The 15,267-nt window shown below is 66.7% G+C and carries 13 protein-coding genes; 12 read left to right on the top strand and 1 reads right to left on the bottom strand.

Annotated elements, in window-relative coordinates; translation table 11 throughout:
- Nucleotides 1-9 precede the first annotated feature (9 nt).
- The 12 genes from hisG (at nt 10) to EGJ34_RS03985 (ending at nt 11,677) form a co-directional block, all read left to right on the top strand.
- On the top strand, nt 10-921 hold the full coding sequence (hisG, locus tag EGJ34_RS04040) for an ATP phosphoribosyltransferase (RefSeq protein WP_125359253.1): 912 nt from the start codon (nt 10-12) through the stop codon (nt 919-921).
- On the top strand, nt 918-2,213 hold the full coding sequence (gene hisD / locus EGJ34_RS04035) for a histidinol dehydrogenase (RefSeq protein WP_125359252.1): 1,296 nt from the start codon (nt 918-920) through the stop codon (nt 2,211-2,213). Before hisG ends, hisD begins: the two co-directional genes overlap by 4 nt.
- Entirely contained in the window at nt 2,210-3,298 is a 1,089-nt protein-coding gene (gene hisC, locus EGJ34_RS04030; protein ID WP_125359251.1) for a histidinol-phosphate transaminase, read from the top strand. The genes hisD and hisC overlap by 4 nt, the downstream gene beginning before the upstream one ends.
- Entirely contained in the window at nt 3,295-4,368 is a 1,074-nt protein-coding gene (gene hisB / locus EGJ34_RS04025; protein ID WP_125359250.1) for a bifunctional histidinol-phosphatase/imidazoleglycerol-phosphate dehydratase HisB, read from the top strand. The genes hisC and hisB overlap by 4 nt, the downstream gene beginning before the upstream one ends.
- Complete coding sequence (hisH, locus tag EGJ34_RS04020; protein ID WP_125359249.1) at nt 4,365-4,967, top strand: imidazole glycerol phosphate synthase subunit HisH; 603 nt, start codon at nt 4,365-4,367, stop codon at nt 4,965-4,967. Before hisB ends, hisH begins: the two co-directional genes overlap by 4 nt.
- Nucleotides 4,964-5,698, top strand: coding sequence for a 1-(5-phosphoribosyl)-5-[(5-phosphoribosylamino)methylideneamino]imidazole-4-carboxamide isomerase (gene hisA, locus EGJ34_RS04015; RefSeq protein WP_125359248.1), 735 nt, complete (start codon nt 4,964-4,966; stop codon nt 5,696-5,698). The genes hisH and hisA overlap by 4 nt, the downstream gene beginning before the upstream one ends.
- Nucleotides 5,692-6,468 (top strand): imidazole glycerol phosphate synthase subunit HisF, encoded by a 777-nt coding sequence (gene hisF / locus EGJ34_RS04010; protein ID WP_125359247.1) that lies wholly within the window; start codon nt 5,692-5,694, stop codon nt 6,466-6,468. The genes hisA and hisF overlap by 7 nt, the downstream gene beginning before the upstream one ends.
- On the top strand, nt 6,458-7,081 hold the full coding sequence (gene hisIE, locus EGJ34_RS04005; RefSeq protein ID WP_125359246.1) for a bifunctional phosphoribosyl-AMP cyclohydrolase/phosphoribosyl-ATP diphosphatase HisIE: 624 nt from the start codon (nt 6,458-6,460) through the stop codon (nt 7,079-7,081). The genes hisF and hisIE overlap by 11 nt, the downstream gene beginning before the upstream one ends.
- 88 nt (nt 7,082-7,169) lie before the next feature.
- Nucleotides 7,170-8,771 (top strand): calcineurin-like phosphoesterase family protein, encoded by a 1,602-nt coding sequence (locus EGJ34_RS04000; protein WP_125359245.1) that lies wholly within the window; start codon nt 7,170-7,172, stop codon nt 8,769-8,771.
- Between the two features lie 111 nt (nt 8,772-8,882).
- Nucleotides 8,883-9,902 (top strand): glucokinase, encoded by a 1,020-nt coding sequence (locus EGJ34_RS03995; protein WP_125359244.1) that lies wholly within the window; start codon nt 8,883-8,885, stop codon nt 9,900-9,902.
- 54 nt (nt 9,903-9,956) lie between these two features.
- The gene (locus EGJ34_RS03990; RefSeq protein ID WP_125359243.1) at nt 9,957-10,952 is read left to right on the top strand and encodes a N(4)-(beta-N-acetylglucosaminyl)-L-asparaginase; all 996 of its coding nucleotides are present in this window, start codon (nt 9,957-9,959) and stop codon (nt 10,950-10,952) included.
- 11 nt (nt 10,953-10,963) lie between these two features.
- Entirely contained in the window at nt 10,964-11,677 is a 714-nt protein-coding gene (locus EGJ34_RS03985) for a copper homeostasis protein CutC (protein ID WP_260476893.1), read from the top strand.
- A 453-nt stretch (nt 11,678-12,130) separates the two neighbouring features.
- Here the strand turns inward: EGJ34_RS03985 and EGJ34_RS03975 are convergent, their stop codons facing one another.
- The gene (locus EGJ34_RS03975) at nt 12,131-15,214 is read right to left on the bottom strand and encodes a TonB-dependent receptor (protein ID WP_221740378.1); all 3,084 of its coding nucleotides are present in this window, start codon (nt 15,212-15,214) and stop codon (nt 12,131-12,133) included.
- Nucleotides 15,215-15,267: the final 53 nt, after the last annotated feature.

Below are 15,267 nucleotides of genomic sequence, written 5' to 3'. Positions count from 1 at the left end.
ACCTCCCCCATGAGTGCAACCCAGAACGCCCCGGCCCGCGACCGGCTGCGTATCGCCATCCAGAAGAGCGGGCGGCTGGCCGAACCTGCCCGCAGCCTGCTTACCGCCTGCGGGCTGAGCTGGCGGCAGAGCCGCGACAAGCTGTTCTGCTATGGCGAATCGCTGCCGGTAGACCTGCTGCTGGTCCGCGACGACGACATTCCCGGCCTGATCGCCGATGGCGTCTGCGACTTCGGCATCGTCGGCCGCAATGAACTGGACGAACAGGCCGCCGCGCGCCGCCAGATCGGCCTGCCTGATACCTACCAGGCGCTGCGCGGGCTCAACTTCGGCCAGTGCCGGCTGATGCTCGCCGTGCCTGAGGAATGGGACTGGCAGGGCGTGCAGCAACTGGCGGGCAAGCGCATCGCTACCAGCTATCCCGCCATCCTCACTGACTGGCTTGCCGCGCAGGGCGTTGACGCCCAGGTCGTGGAATTGTCCGGCTCGGTCGAGATCGCCCCGCGCCTGGGCACCGCCGACCTGATCTGCGACCTGGTCTCCAGCGGAGCGACCTTGGCGGCCAACCAGCTCAAGCCGGTCGAAACCCTGCTGGAAAGCGAAGCCGTGCTGGCCGGACCAGTGCGCACCCCCGACGACGCCCGCGCCGGCCTGATGGCCATGCTGCTGCGCCGCCTGGATGGCGTGGTCAAGCAACAGGACAGCAAGCTGCTGATGTTCCGCGCCGCTGCCGAACGCGTGAGCGAACTGAGCCGACTGCTGCCGGACGCCGACCCGCTGGAACAGCTGCCCGACGATGGCGGCCACCTGCGCCTGCAGACCATGTGCCACGGCGCACTGACCTGGCAGCGCCTGGAAGAACTGGAACGCGCCGGCGCGCAGGGCCTGAAGGTACTCAGCGTGGAGCGGTCGCTGGCATGAACCAACTGCAATGGAATCAACTCGATGCCGCTGCCCAGGCTGACGCCCTGCAGCGTCCCGTGCAGGCCGTGGCTGCCCGCACCCGTGAATCGGTTGCAGCCTTGATTGCCGCCGTGCGCGAAGACGGCGACGCCGCGCTGCGCGAAATCAGCCTCCGCTTTGACGGCATCGCACCGGACAGCTTTGAAGTCAGCGAGGAAGAATTCGCCGCCGCCGAACGTGCCGTGCCCGCCGAACTGCGCCAGGCGATGATCGATGCCGCCGAACGCATCCGTGTCTTCCACAAGGCCGGCATGAGCCAGGGCTATGCGGTGGAAACTGCGCCGGGCGTTCGCTGCGAACGCATGGTGCGCGCGATTGGCCGTGTTGGGCTGTACGTGCCTGCCGGCAGCGCGCCGCTGCCGTCCACCGCCTTGATGCTGGGTGTTCCGGCACAGCTGGCCGGCTGCCGCGAAGTGGTGCTGTGCACGCCGCCGCGCAAGGACGGCACCGCCGACCCCGCCGTATTGGTGGCCGCGCGCCTGACCGGCGTGGACCGGGTGTTCAAGCTCGGCGGTGCGCAGGCGATTGCCGCCATGGCGTACGGTACCGACAGCGTGCCGGCCTGCGACAAGCTGTTCGGGCCAGGCAACAGCTACGTGACGGAAGCCAAGCAGCAGGTCGCACAGGACGGTGCCGCCGCCATTGACATGCCGGCCGGCCCGTCGGAAGTGCTGGTAATCGCCGATGCCGGCGCCAATCCGGCCTTCGTTGCCGCCGACCTGCTGTCGCAGGCCGAGCACGGTCCGGATTCCCAGGTGTTGCTGCTCACGGACGATGCCGCGCTGCTGGAAAGGGTGGAGACACAGGTGCAGGCCCAGCTGGCCCAGCTTTCGCGTGCCGATATCGCGGCGCAGGCGCTGGCCAGTTCGCGCCTGATTCTGGTCGAGTCGCTGGTTCAGGCGTTCCAGATCAGCAACCGCTACGCACCGGAACATCTCATTCTGGCCCTGCGCGAGCCGCGAGACTGGTTGCCGCAGGTCGAAGCCGCCGGCTCGGTGTTCCTGGGCGACTACACGCCCGAAGCGCTGGGCGACTACTGCAGTGGTACCAACCACGTGCTGCCCACGGCCGGTGCCGCGCGCGCTTACAGCGGCGTCAGCGTGTCCAGTTTCCAGAACATGATCAGCGTGCAGCAGGCCACGGTGCAGGGCATTGCCGGCATTGGCGAGAGTGCCCGCGTGCTGGCCCGCGCCGAAGGCCTGGATGCGCACGAGAATGCGGTGGCGCTGCGCATGGAGGCGGCGGCATGAACGCCTCTTCCGTGCTTTCACTGGTGCGCGAAGATCTGCGCGCGTTTGCGGGTTACTCCTCGGCGCGCAGCAGTGCGCTGGTGGGGGATGTATGGCTCAACGCCAACGAGTCGGCCTGGGCCAACCCGGCCGACCCGCAGGGCAGCGCACGCCGCTATCCTGAACCGCAGCCGGAGTCGCTGCGCGCACGGCTTGCCGCGCTGTACGGCTGCACGCCCGAACAGCTGCTGATCGGGCGCGGCAGCGATGAGGCGATTGACCTGCTGGTACGCGCCCTGTGCGAGCCCGGCCGAGATGCGGTGCTGGTTACGCCGCCGGTGTTCGGCATGTACGCGGTGTGCGCGCGTCTGCAGAATGCGCCGCTGCTGGAGGTGCCGCTGGTGGACAGCGAGGGTGGGCTCAACGCCGACATCGACACCATCATTGCCACCGCACTGTCGGGCAAGGCCAAACTGGTGTTCCTGTGTACGCCCTCCAATCCGGCCGGCAGCAGCATCGCCCTGGCCGAGATCGAGCGCGTGGCCACCGCGCTGCGGGGCAGGGCGGTGGTGGTAGTAGATGAGGCCTACGGCGAATACGCCGAGCAGGCATCTGCAGTGACCCTGCTGGACCGCTACGACAATCTTGCCGTGCTGCGTACGCTGTCCAAGGCGCACGCGCTGGCCGCCGCCCGCATCGGCTCGCTGATTGCCGCGCCGGAACTGATCCAGCTGCTGCGCCGCTGCCAGGCTCCTTACCCGGTGCCGGCTCCATGCAGTGCACTTGCGCTGGCGGCGCTTGACCCGGCAGCGCTGCAGGTGACTGCCACGCGCGTAACCGAAATCAAGGCCGAGCGCGCCCGCCTGCAGCAGGCGCTGCAGAACGCGCCCGGTGTGCGCCGGGTCTACGCGTCGCAGGGTAATTACCTGCTGGTCCGCTTCAACGACGCCCACGCCGCTTTCGACGCACTGCTCGCCGCCGGGGTGGTGGTGCGGGATCAGCGCGCCGCGCCGCAGCTGGGCGACGCCCTGCGCATCACCGTGGGCAGCCCGGACGAGAACGACCGTGTGCTGCAGGTACTGACCGCCGCGAGGGCCGCCGCATGACCCCCATCCTGTTCGTCGATCGCGACGGTACCCTGATTGAAGAACCGGCCGATTTCCAGATCGACGCCTTTGACAAGATCCGCTTCGTGCGCGACGTGATTCCGGCGATGCTCAAGCTGCGCGACGCCGGCTACCAGTTCGTGATTGTCAGCAATCAGGACGGGCTGGGCAGCGAGGGCTACCCGCAGGCGGCCTTTGATGGCCCCAACAACCTGATGCTGCAGATTTTCGAAAGCCAGGGCATCGTGTTCCGTGATGTGCTGATTGACGGCTCCTGGCCACACGACAACGCGCCGACCCGCAAGCCGGGTATCGGCATGATGCTGCCGTACCTGCAGGACCGGAACATCGACTGGGCGCGCTCGGCAATGGTGGGCGACCGGCCCACCGACATCCAGTTCGCGCAGAACATGAACATCCGCGGCTTCCAGCTGCGCACCGAACAGTTCGGCGGCGAGTGGGACTGGAATGGCATTGCCCACGAACTGGCCGACGCCCCGCGTCGCGCAACGGTGCAGCGCAATACCAAGGAAACCCGCATCCGCGTGGACGTGGACCTGGACCGCACTGCCGAGCCCAAGACGCACACCGGCCTGCCGTTCTTCGATCACATGCTGGAGCAGATCGGCAAGCACGGGGGCTTTGCATTGAGCGTGCAGGCCGAGGGCGACCTGCACATCGACGAACACCACACCATTGAAGACACCGGTCTGGCGCTCGGCCAGGCACTGCGCGAGGCGCTGGGCGACAAGCGCGGTATCGGTCGCTACGGTTTCACGCTGCCGATGGACGAAACCCTGGCCAGCGCGGCACTGGATTTCAGTGGCCGCCCGTACTTCGTGTTCGAAGGCGAGTTCAAGCGGGAGCGGGTGGGCGACATGCCGACCGAACTGGTGCCGCACTTCTTCCGCTCGCTGTGCGATGCGTCCGGTCTGAACCTGCACCTTAGCGTGCGCGGCGACAACGACCACCACAAGGTGGAAGCCTGCTTCAAGGCGCTGGCGCGTGCACTGCGCCAGGCGCTGCCGCGCCAGGGCACGGCGCTGCCCAGCACCAAGGGGGCGCTGTGACCGACGTTGCACTGATCGATGCCGGTGGCGCCAATCTGGGTTCGGTGCGCTATGCACTGGAGCGACTGGGCGCGCGCGTGCAGCTGGTGCGCACGGCGGCCGGGCTGGAAGGCGCGCAACGGGTGATCCTGCCCGGTGTGGGTGCTGCCAGGCCGGCCATGCAACGCCTGCATGAGCAAGGGCTGGTGGAACCACTGCGGCGCTTGGAAGCACCGCTGATGGGTATCTGCCTGGGCATGCAGCTGCTGTTCGAGCACTCCGAAGAGTCTGGCGTGGAAACGCTGGCGTTGATTCCCGGCACCGTGCGCAAGCTGGTGCCGGCTACCGGGATCCGCGTGCCGCACATGGGCTGGAACCGATTGCTGCCGCTGAAGCCTTCAATCCTTCTGCGCGGCATTCCCGAGCGCGCCAGCGCCTATTTCGTGCACAGCTATGCCGCGCCGTTGAACGCCCATACCGTGGCCGCCTGCGACCACGGTGGCCTGTTCACCGCGATGGTGGAGCAGGGCCGTTACTTCGGTGCCCAGTTCCATCCCGAGCGCTCCGGCGACACCGGTTCGCTGATGCTGCGCAACTTTCTTGAGGGCACTGCTGCATGAGTTTCACCGTTTACCCCGCGCTGGATATCCGCGAAGGCCGCGTGGTGCGCCTGCGCCAGGGCGACTATGCCCAGGAAACCCACTACGGCGACGACCCGCTGCCGCGTGCAAAGGCGTTCGAGGCGCAGGGGGCGAGCTGGATGCATCTGGTGGACCTGGATGCGGCCCGTGCCGGCGGCTACACCCTGGCCCCGCTGCTGGGTGCGATCCGCGCCAACACCGGCCTGCAGGTACAGACCGGCGGCGGCGTACGTGGCCGCGACGACGTGGCACGTATGCTCGACGCGGGTGCGAGCCGTGTAGTAGTCGGGTCGTTGGCGGTGCGTGAACCGGAACAGGTGATCGGCTGGCTGAGCGAGTTCGGCCCGGAGCGGATCACCATTGCGCTGGACGCCCGCCAGGACGAACAAGGCCTGTGGCAGCTGCCGGTGCATGGCTGGACCGAGAACGCCGGGGTGACCCTGGATGTGCTGGCCGACCGTTACGCTGCCGCCGGCCTGCGCCACCTGCTGTGCACCGATATCGCCCGCGACGGCATGCTGGCTGGTCCGAATCTGGCACTGTACCGACACCTGACCGCGCGCCTGCCCGGGGTGGCGGTGCAGGCCTCGGGTGGCGTGCGTGACGTGGCGGATGTGGCCGCCGCGCGCGCGGCCGGTTGTGCCGGCGCGGTGCTGGGCAAGGCGCTGCTGGAACAGCGCATGGACCTGGGCGAGGCCCTGGCATGCTGAGCCGGCGCATCATCCCCTGTCTGGATGTGCGCGATGGCCGCGTGGTCAAGGGCGTACGCTTCCGCGACCACGTCGACATGGGCGACATCGCTGAGCTGGCCCAGCGCTACCGCGACCAGGGCGCGGACGAGCTGGTGTTCTACGACATCGGAGCCAGCCCGGAGGCACGCTCGGTGGACGTGGACTGGATCGAGCGTATTGCACGCCTGATCGATATTCCGTTCTGCGTGGCCGGTGGCATTGACAGCGTCGAGACCGCGCGCCGGGTGTTGTTCGCGGGGGCTGACAAGATCTCGATCAACTCACCGGCACTCGGCCGCCCCGAGCTGATCACCGAACTCGCCGACGAGTTCGGCGTGCAGTGCGTGGTGGTCGGCATCGACTCGGTGCGCGAGCCCGATGGAGAGTGGCGGGTGCGCCGCTTCACTGGTGATCCCAGCAAGACGCAGGCGGTGCCGATGCGGACCCTGGACTGGGTGCGCGAGGCGCAGCGCCGGGGTGCGGGCGAGATCGTGCTCAACTGCATGGACAGCGACGGCGTACGCCGCGGCTACGACGTCGAGCAGTTGGCCCTGGCCCGCGCCGTCTGCCATGTGCCGCTGATCGCTTCGGGCGGTGCCGGCCAGATGCAGCACTTTGCCGACGTGTTCGACCAGGCCGACGTGGACGGGGCGCTGGCCGCGAGCGTGTTCCACAGTGGGGCCATTGCCATTCCCGCGCTCAAGCAGTTCCTGCGCGCGCAACAGATCGAGGTTCGTGATGTCTATTGAAGTACTGCCGTCGCGGCAGGCGCTGGAGCAGCTTGACTGGTCCAAGGGGGACGGCCTGCTGCCCGTTGTGGTGCAGGACGCCGACACGCTGGCCGTGCTGATGCTGGGTTATGCCAACGCTGACGCGCTGGCAGCCACCCTGGCCAGTGGGCAGATGACCTTCTACAGCCGCAGCAAGCAGCGTCTGTGGACCAAGGGCGAGTCTTCCGGCAACGTACTGACCGTGCTGGCGATGCGCGTTGATTGCGATAATGACACCCTGCTGGTGACCGCCCGACCGGCCGGACCGACCTGTCACACCGGTGCCGAGAGCTGCTTCGAGCGCGCCCCCGGCAACTTTCTCGGCCGCCTGGATGCGCTGGTCCAGCAACGCGAGCAGCAGCGCCCGGAGAAGAGCTACACCACGCGCCTGTTCGAGGACGGCGTGCGCCGCATCGCGCAGAAAGTGGGCGAGGAAGGTGTGGAAACCGCACTGGCCGGGGTGGCGCAGGACGATGCCGCGTTGCTGGGCGAGTCAGCCGACCTGCTGTTTCACCTGATCGTACTGCTGCGCGCGCGAGGCCTGTCGCTGGATGACGCGGTGGCGGTGCTGCGGGAGCGTCACGCCCGTTGAGAATCCAGGTCCGCATTTAACGTTGGTGCAACGCGGTCCGCGCGATGATAGGCGGCTTTACAGTTCCCTTTCATTACGGACCGCTCCGATGACCTGCAAGACCGCCTGGCTGGCCTGTTTGCTGTTGATTTCCGCACCGGTCTGGGCCGCCAGCGAGGCCACCGTCACCGGCAAGGTCTACCAGGAGCGCGACGGCAAGCCCGGGCGTGGCCCCACCGACCCGGCACTGGCAGGGGTGCAGGTGTCCAATGGCGAAGTGATTGTGCGTACGGCGGCTGATGGCAGCTACAGCCTGCCGGTGCGCGACGGCCAGACCGTTTTCGTGATCAAGCCGGATGAGTTCCGCTTCCCCGCGCGCGCCGATGGCATGCCGGGCTTCTGGCGCCACTACGTACCGCAGGGCTCTCCCAGGCTGAAGTACGACGGCATTGCCGCCACCGGCAGCAACGTCCGCAACTGGGACTTCGCGCTGGAGCCGTTGAAGGACGCCGACGGTGCGCGCGACGGTTTCGACATGTTGGTGTTCACCGATTCGCAGACGGCTACCCGGCAGGAAGTGGGCTATTACCAGCGCGCCATCGTCGAGCCGATCATCGGCAAGCACAAGGCGCGGCTGGGCACCACGCTGGGCGATATCGTCAATGACGATCTCAGCCTTTATCCGGAGCTCAACAAGGCCACCGCGCAGTTGCAGGTGCCGTGGTTCCATGTGCCGGGCAACCATGACCTGGACTTTGACGCGACCACTGACCAGCACTCGCTGGACAGCTGGCGCGCCGTGTACGGCCCGGACACCTATGCGGTGGAAGAGGGCGGGGCCAGCTTCGTGTTCCTGGACGATGTGGTCTATGACCCGAACGGCAAGCCGAAGTACATCGGCGGGCTGCGTCCGGACCAGTTCACCTTCCTGGCCAATTATCTGAAAGCGCTGCCGCGTGACCGCCTGCTGGTGCTGGGCATGCACATCCCGCTGTTCGATGCCGCGCCGGGCCGGGAGACCTTCCGCCACGCCGACCGAACCAAGCTGTTCGCGCTGTTGAAGGACTTCCCGCATGTGCTGGTGCTCAGCGGCCACAACCACACCCAGCAGCACTACTACCACGGTGCGGCCGAGGGCTGGCAGGGCGAGAAGCCTCTGCATGAGTACAACGTGGGCGCAGCCTGCGGTGCGTTCTGGTCCGGTGTGAAGGACAGCAGCGGCATTCCTGATGCCACCATGAGCGACGGCACCCCCAACGGCTACGCGGTGCTGAGCGTGAAGCCGGCGGGTGAGTATGCGTTGCGCTATTACGTGGCGCGCGCGCCGGATGACTACCAGATCGCCGTGCATGCACCGAAAGTGCTGCGCAAGGGCGCATACCCGGCCTGGGGCGTGTATGCCAACGTTTTCATGGGCCAGCACGACACGGTGGTGGAATACCGCGTGGATGGCGGCGCGTGGCAGCCGATGAAGCGCGTGGAACAGCCGGACCCGCGCCTGCTCGTGGAGAACGTCGCAGACGACACGGCTGAAAAGCTGCGTGGCTTCGACCGCTCGCCGGAAGCCACCGCCTCGCCGCACCTGTGGCGCGGTGCGCTGCCGACCGACCTTGCCGCCGGCGAGCACAAGGTGGAGGTGCGGGCGGCGCAGGCCGATGGATCGACCGCGACCGCCAGCACCAGCTACCGTTTGCAGGTGGCCAGGCCCTGACGCCCGGCTCTACGGCACACATACGCCCGGGTACGGAAAGCATCGGTTTCCAAGCGCCCATTGATCAACGAAAATCCCTTCAATGCATCGTTTTCTTCCCAAGGCCCGTGCGTGAGCGCTGCGACCCCGTTCCCCTCTCCGGCGCTGCATCGCTCCGCTCCTGCTGACACCCTGATCGTGGCCGACGTTGGCGGCACCTACGCGCGCGTCGCGCTGGCCGACGTTGCGCCGGGCCAGCCGCCGCGCATTACCACGCTGCGCCGTTACGCCTGCGCCGAGCACGCCAGCCTCGCCGCGATCCTGGCCGATTTCCGCAGCAGCCTTGCGCAGGCTCCGGCGGTGGCCGTGGTCGCCATCGCCGGCGTGCTCAAGGGAGATGACCTGGTCAACACCAACCTGCCGTGGCCGGTGTCTGTGCAGGGCACCCGCCGCGACGCGCAGCTGGTAACGCTGGAACTGATCAACGATTTCGAAGCGGTGGCCTACGCGATTCCGTTCGTGGATGTGCAGGCGTGCGTGACACTCACGCCGGACGCACCGCAGGCGAGCGGCTGGCCCGCCCTGGTGCTGGGCGCAGGCACCGGCCTGGGTGCGGCGCTGCGCTTTGAAGCGGGCTCGCGCGCGGTGCTGGCCAGCGAGGCGGGGCACGCCGCGCTGGGGGCGGGGAATGCACTGGAACTACAGGTGCTGCAGCAGCTGCTGCAGCGCTGGGAGCACGTGGACAACGAGCGGGTGCTGTCCGGCACCGGTCTGATGAATCTCTATCCGGCGCTGTGCGTGCTGCGTGGTACGGCGGTGCAGTGGACGACGCCGGAATCACTGATCAGCGCGGCCCTGGATGGCGAGGATGCCGTGGCGGTGGAAACGCTGGAAGTGTTCTGCGGCTGGTTGGGCAGCCTGGCCGGTGACCTTGCGGTCAGCTTTGGCGCGCGGTCGGTGTATCTGGCCGGCGGCATTTCCGCGCACGTGGCGCGGTTCCTCCATGACGGCCGCTTCCGTGACCGGTTCCTGGCCAAGGGCGTGATGCGCCCGGTGCTGGAGCAGGTGCCGGTATGGCGGGTGGAGCACGGTGAACTGGGCGTGCTCGGCGCGGCCGTGTGGTACGAAGAACATCGCCGCGCAGCGGCCTGACAAACGACACCCGGCCCTCCCGGGGCCGGCACTTGGCAACGGGAGAGGCACCGCGTGACTGATCGCAGAACATTTCTTCAGGCCGGCGCGCTGGCCGCTGGCGCGGCCGTGTTTCCGCGCGTGCAGGCCAGAGCAGGCCGGGCCCGGGTTGTATCGACCTGGGATTTCGGTGTCGGGGCCAACCAGGCTGCATGGAAAGTGCTGGGCAACGGTGGCAGCGCGCTGGACGCGGTGGAAGCCGGCGCGCGTTGGGCCGAGAGCGAGCTGTGCAATCCCACCGTGGGACGCTGCGGCAACCCGGACCGCGACGGCGTGCTGAGCCTGGACGCGAGCATCATGAAGGGTGACGGCAGCTGTGGATCGGTGGCAGCGCTGGTGGACATCGCGCACCCGGTGTCGGTTGCCCGCAAGGTGATGGAGCAGACCCCGCACGTGATGCTGGTGGGCGAGGGCGCACAGCAGTTCGCCATGCAACAGGGATTCAAGCGCGAGAAGCTGCTTACGCCGGAAGCGGAAAAGGCCTGGCGTGAGTGGTTGAAGACCGCGCAGTACACGCCGGAAATCAATGCCGAGCGCCGTAGTCGCCCGGGCGACAGCAGCAACCACGACACCCTGGGCATGCTGGCGGTGGATGCGAAGGGTCAACTGGCCGGTGCATGCACCACCAGTGGCATGGCCTGGAAACTGCATGGCCGGGTGGGCGACAGCCCGATCATCGGAGCAGGTCTGTACGTGGACAACGAAGTGGGCGCGGCCACGGCGTCGGGCGTTGGCGAGGAAATGATCCGCAATGCGGCGTCGTTCCTGGTGGTGGAACTGATGCGTCAGGGCCGCACTCCGGCGCAGGCCTGCCGCGAGGCGATTGCCCGCGTGGTACGCAAGCGTCCGGAGGCCAGCAAGACCCTGCAGGTGTGTTTCCTGGCTTTGGGCCGCAACGGCGACGTGGGCGCGTACGCATTGCACCGCGGCTTTGTCTACGCGGTATGCGATGCCGAGCGGCAGGACGTCCTGCGCGACGCGGCGTCGGTGTACACGACGGAGCAGACCTGAGCATGACGCACGTGCTGGAAATCGCCTCGAACTCGGTAACCTCGGCGCTGGCGGCGCAGCGCGGTGGTGCCGATCGCATCGAGCTGTTCGACAATCTGGCGGAAGGCGGCACCACGCCGTCGTTCGGCAGCATTGCGCTGGCACGCGAACGCTTGCAGATTCCGTTGTTCGTGCTGATCCGGCCGCGTCCCGGGGATTTCCATTACGACGCGTTGGAACGTGAACTCATGTTGCGTGACATCCAGCAGTGCAGGGCACTGGGGTGCGACGGGGTGGTGATTGGCGCGCTGGATGCGGAAGGCAGCGTGGATGTATCTCTGTGCCGTGAGCTGGTCCAGGCAGCAGGGCCGATGCAGGTCACGTTCCATCGTGCGTTTGATGCGGCGCGGGATCTGTCGGCCGCGTTGGAGGATGTGATTTCGCTCGGCTGCCAGCGAGTGCTGAGTTCGGGCGGTCAGGCCAGTGCGGAGGCCGGTGCTGATGTGCTGGCAGCGTTGGTGAAACAGGCAGCGGGACGTATCAGCATCATGGCTGGGGCGGGGATCACGCCCGGCAATATCGCAGCGGTGGCGAAGGCGACGGGGTGCGTTGAGTTGCATGCATCAGCCAAGGCTGTGCGGCATTCGGCGATGCGTTTCCACAATCCGGCGCTGGTTGGCTTGTCGCCCGGCTGGGTCGCCACCGATGCCGAAGAGGTCGCCGCCCTGCGCGCAGCATTGGCCTGATCTCACCCATCGGCATGGCCGAATCAACGGCGGTGTCGGTTTGGGGTCATGCGTTACCGGATGTTGGGGATTTCAGGGCCGTCGTCTGTCGACCGACGCTACCGGGGCCACGTGCTTTTGAACTTCGTTGGCCACCGACCCACTGTCGAAGGCGGTTCGGGATGGGCTGGAGGGGGCGTGAGCCGCATGGATGCGGCGATCGAGGCTACATGGACGTACTTGCGCCGTCCCCCGGAACGCCCGTCCCGGGCCGCCAAACCAGGGATACGATGACCACCGACTGTTCGCCGAGAACCAACAGCAGCCGGGCAAGCCCGGCTCTACGTACATCGTGCAATCACGCAGTGCGCGGCAATCGTGCAATCACGCAGACAAAAAAAACGGCAGCCACCTGTACCAGCGCGGCTGCCGTGGAGGAACATCCCCCGCCGTGACGTGCGGCGGGGGCGGGACTCAGAACTTGTAGGTCGCGCCGAAGTACAGCTGGCGGCCGGTGTACAGGTTGGAGATCAGGCGGGCGTCGGTGTCGTTGCCCAGATGGATGCGCTGCTCCGACTTGGTGGCGTTCAACACCGAGGCGGTGAAGGTCAGCGAGTCGGTGAAGTTGTACGCCACATTCAGATCCAGCTGGTCGTACGGCTCGCTGTACTCGGTCATGCCGGCGGTCAGGCCACCCACGATTTCGCCACGGCGGTTGTACGAGGCACGTGCCAGGAACGTCTCGTTCTCGTAGAACACGGTCACGTTGGCCTGGTTCTTGGCGCTGCCCACCAGCGGCGAAGCACCCAGGTCCTGGCCGTCCAGCACGATCGAGGCCAGGTTGGTGTCGTTGTAGGTGTAGTTTGCCTGCACGCCCAGACCGAAGTCGAAGGTGTACTGACCGTAGAGTTCCACGCCCTGCGACACGCCGTCACGGCCGTTTGCTTCGGTCTCGTAGTCCTGCACCGTCACCATCTGGCCGCCCACTTCCATCTGCAGGTCGCGCACCACCGGTACCGTGAAGTTGTTGACTTCCTTGCGGAACAGACCAATACCGGCCACCGCACCTGGCTTGAAGTACCACTCCAGGCCGATGTCGTACTGGTTGGCTTCGAACGGTTCCAGGTTCTTGTTGCTGCCGTGGCCCGCCCAGCCTTCCTCCGGTGCACCACCGGCCACGCGGCGGTCGTTCACGTACTCGGCGCTGTAGTAGCTCAGCGCGCCCGGGGCCGCGATGCTGGTGTAGCTCGGACGCGCGATCACCTTCGACGCCGCACCACGCAGCACCAGGCTGTCGGTGATGTCCCAGGCGATGTTGAAGCTCGGCAGGAAGTCGGTATAGGTTTTGTCCGAACCGATCAGCTCGAAGGTCTTCTCACGTGCCAGGTTGTCCGGCAGACGCACGAAGCCACTTTCGCAGCCGTAGGTCGGGAAGGCCGCCGCCGCCGGGTCGTCGCACGACATCGGCGCGCCCGAGGCGTTGTCCAGGAAGTAGTCGTTGAAGCGCTCGATCGAATCGCTGGACTGCGCGAACTGCTTGGTACGCACCACCCGGACGCCCACGTTGCCGCGCAGGCGCTCGGTACGGAAGTTGGCCTGGAAGTAGCCGGAGTAGATCTTCTCGTTGACGTTGTAGACGAAGTCTTCTTCCACCCGGTTGTGCGAACCGCCGTAGGTCTGGTTCAGGTAGTTGATGTACGCCGGGTAATTGATGCCCGGGAACACGTTTGCATCGAAGCCGCCGCGGATGCCACTGATCGGGTTGGACAGGAAGAAGCCCGGCTGGGCGATGCCCGCCGTGCTGTCACAGCCCGCCTGGTAGCGGTTGTTGTCGTAGTCGGCCGGGTCGGTGCCCGGGCACACCCAATAGGTGTTGCCGGTGTTGCGGTGGACCTTGCCGTCACGGTACTTCGCGCCGAACTGGAACGAATCCAGCCAGCCGGTCTCGAACAGCTTGGTGAAGTCGGCCTGGAAGTAGTTCTGCTCCACTTCCGTCTGCATCCACGACGAGTCAGTGGAACCGGTGTCCACTTCGGCAATGCCGTTCATCAGCTGCTGCTGCAGGTCCGGCGAGAAGGTCACCGACGGCGTGCCGGTCAGGTCCCACGCGGTGTAGCGGTTGCCCGCTTCCCACACGCCATCGACGCGGCGACGCGGCTTGGCCGACATGCGGAAGTTCATCGATGGGCCACCTTCAGACCACGTGCGGCCGCCGGTGAACGAGGCCTTCCACAGCGGGCTGATGTCCCAGTCGATGCTCAGGTCGGCGGTCTGCGACAGCGCCTTTTCGCGGCTGTAGCCACCGGTCAGCTGCGGCGTCGGCACGGTGCAGTCGTCCGGACCCCAGCCGCCCGGGGCCATGCCCGCGGCAGCGGCTTCGTCTTCACTGCAGTAATAGGTCTTGCCGGCCAGCTTCTCGAACTGCGCGCCGGTGACGATGGTGCCGCTGGGGTCCATGGTCAGCCCGTTGAGCAGGCGACCGCCGGCCCAGTTGCCGTCCTGGTTGTAGCGCGCCATGTTCCATTCCGGCACCTTCAGCATGTGCTGCTCGTAGTTGCCGTCCAGTTCAAAGCGGAAGTAGTTCGCGGTCAGGGTCAGGTTGTCGATCGGCTTGAACTGGAAGGTGAACTGGCCACCCTTGCGTTCACGCTCTTCTTCCTTCACCGCGAAGTTCACCGAGGTGGGCATGAAGAAGTCGGTGTAGTTGCGGCCGTTCTGGTCGTTGAAACCGGAGTTGCCCCACCAGTAGTTGACGCCACCCTGGTCAATGTCGCGACCGAACACGTCGCGCGCGGTGGTGTCGGTGCCGTACCACTGGTAGTTCTCGGAGGTAACCTCCATGGTGCGGCTGGTGCGCTTCTGCTGGGTCACGCCGACCAGCACGCCGAAGCGCTCGTCCTGGCTGTGCCAGGAGTACAGCGCGGATGCCTGCGGATCCACGTCTTTGTGGGTGTCCGAGGAGGTGCCTTCCAGGGTCACGTAGCCGGAGTTGGATTCCATCTCCAGCGGGCGGCGGGTGTGCAGGATTACCGTGCCGCCGATGCCGCCTTCATCGATGCGCGCTTCCGGCGACTTGAACAGCTCGGCGCTGGACAGCATGTTCGACGGCAGCAGGGTGTAGTTGAAGGAACGGCTGGCCTCGTCGTTGGTTTCCGAGGTGGCGATGTAGTTGCCGTTCAACTGGGTCAGGGTCAGGTCCGGGTCCAGGCCGCGCACGCTGACGCTCTTGCCTTCGCCGCCGTCACGGGTGATCACCACGCCGGGCACGCGCTGCAGCGAATCGGCGACGTTCTTGTCAGGGAACTTGCCCACGTCCTCGGCGGTGATCACTTCGACCACCGCGTTGGCGTCGCGCTTCTGCTGCAGGCTCTGCTCGATGGCGTAGCGGTAGCCGGTGACCTGGACGCTGTCCAGGGTAGTGGCGTCAGGACTCTGGGCCGGTGCAGCGGCGGGCGCCGCCTGCTGGGCGAATGCCACCGGCGACAAGGCGGCGGTCAGGGCGAAGGTGATCGCTGCCGACAGGGCATGGCGACCGTTCTTACGGGACATCTGCTTCATTTCCACTCTCTCCCTCTCCTGGATCGAACTGGCGTGCTGGTACACGGATGTGA

The sequence above is a fragment of the Stenotrophomonas sp. 278 genome (assembly GCF_003935715.1).
Taxonomy (GTDB): Bacteria; Pseudomonadota; Gammaproteobacteria; order Xanthomonadales; family Xanthomonadaceae; genus Stenotrophomonas; species Stenotrophomonas maltophilia_AH.
This window is presented reverse-complemented; position numbering and strand designations above follow the sequence as displayed.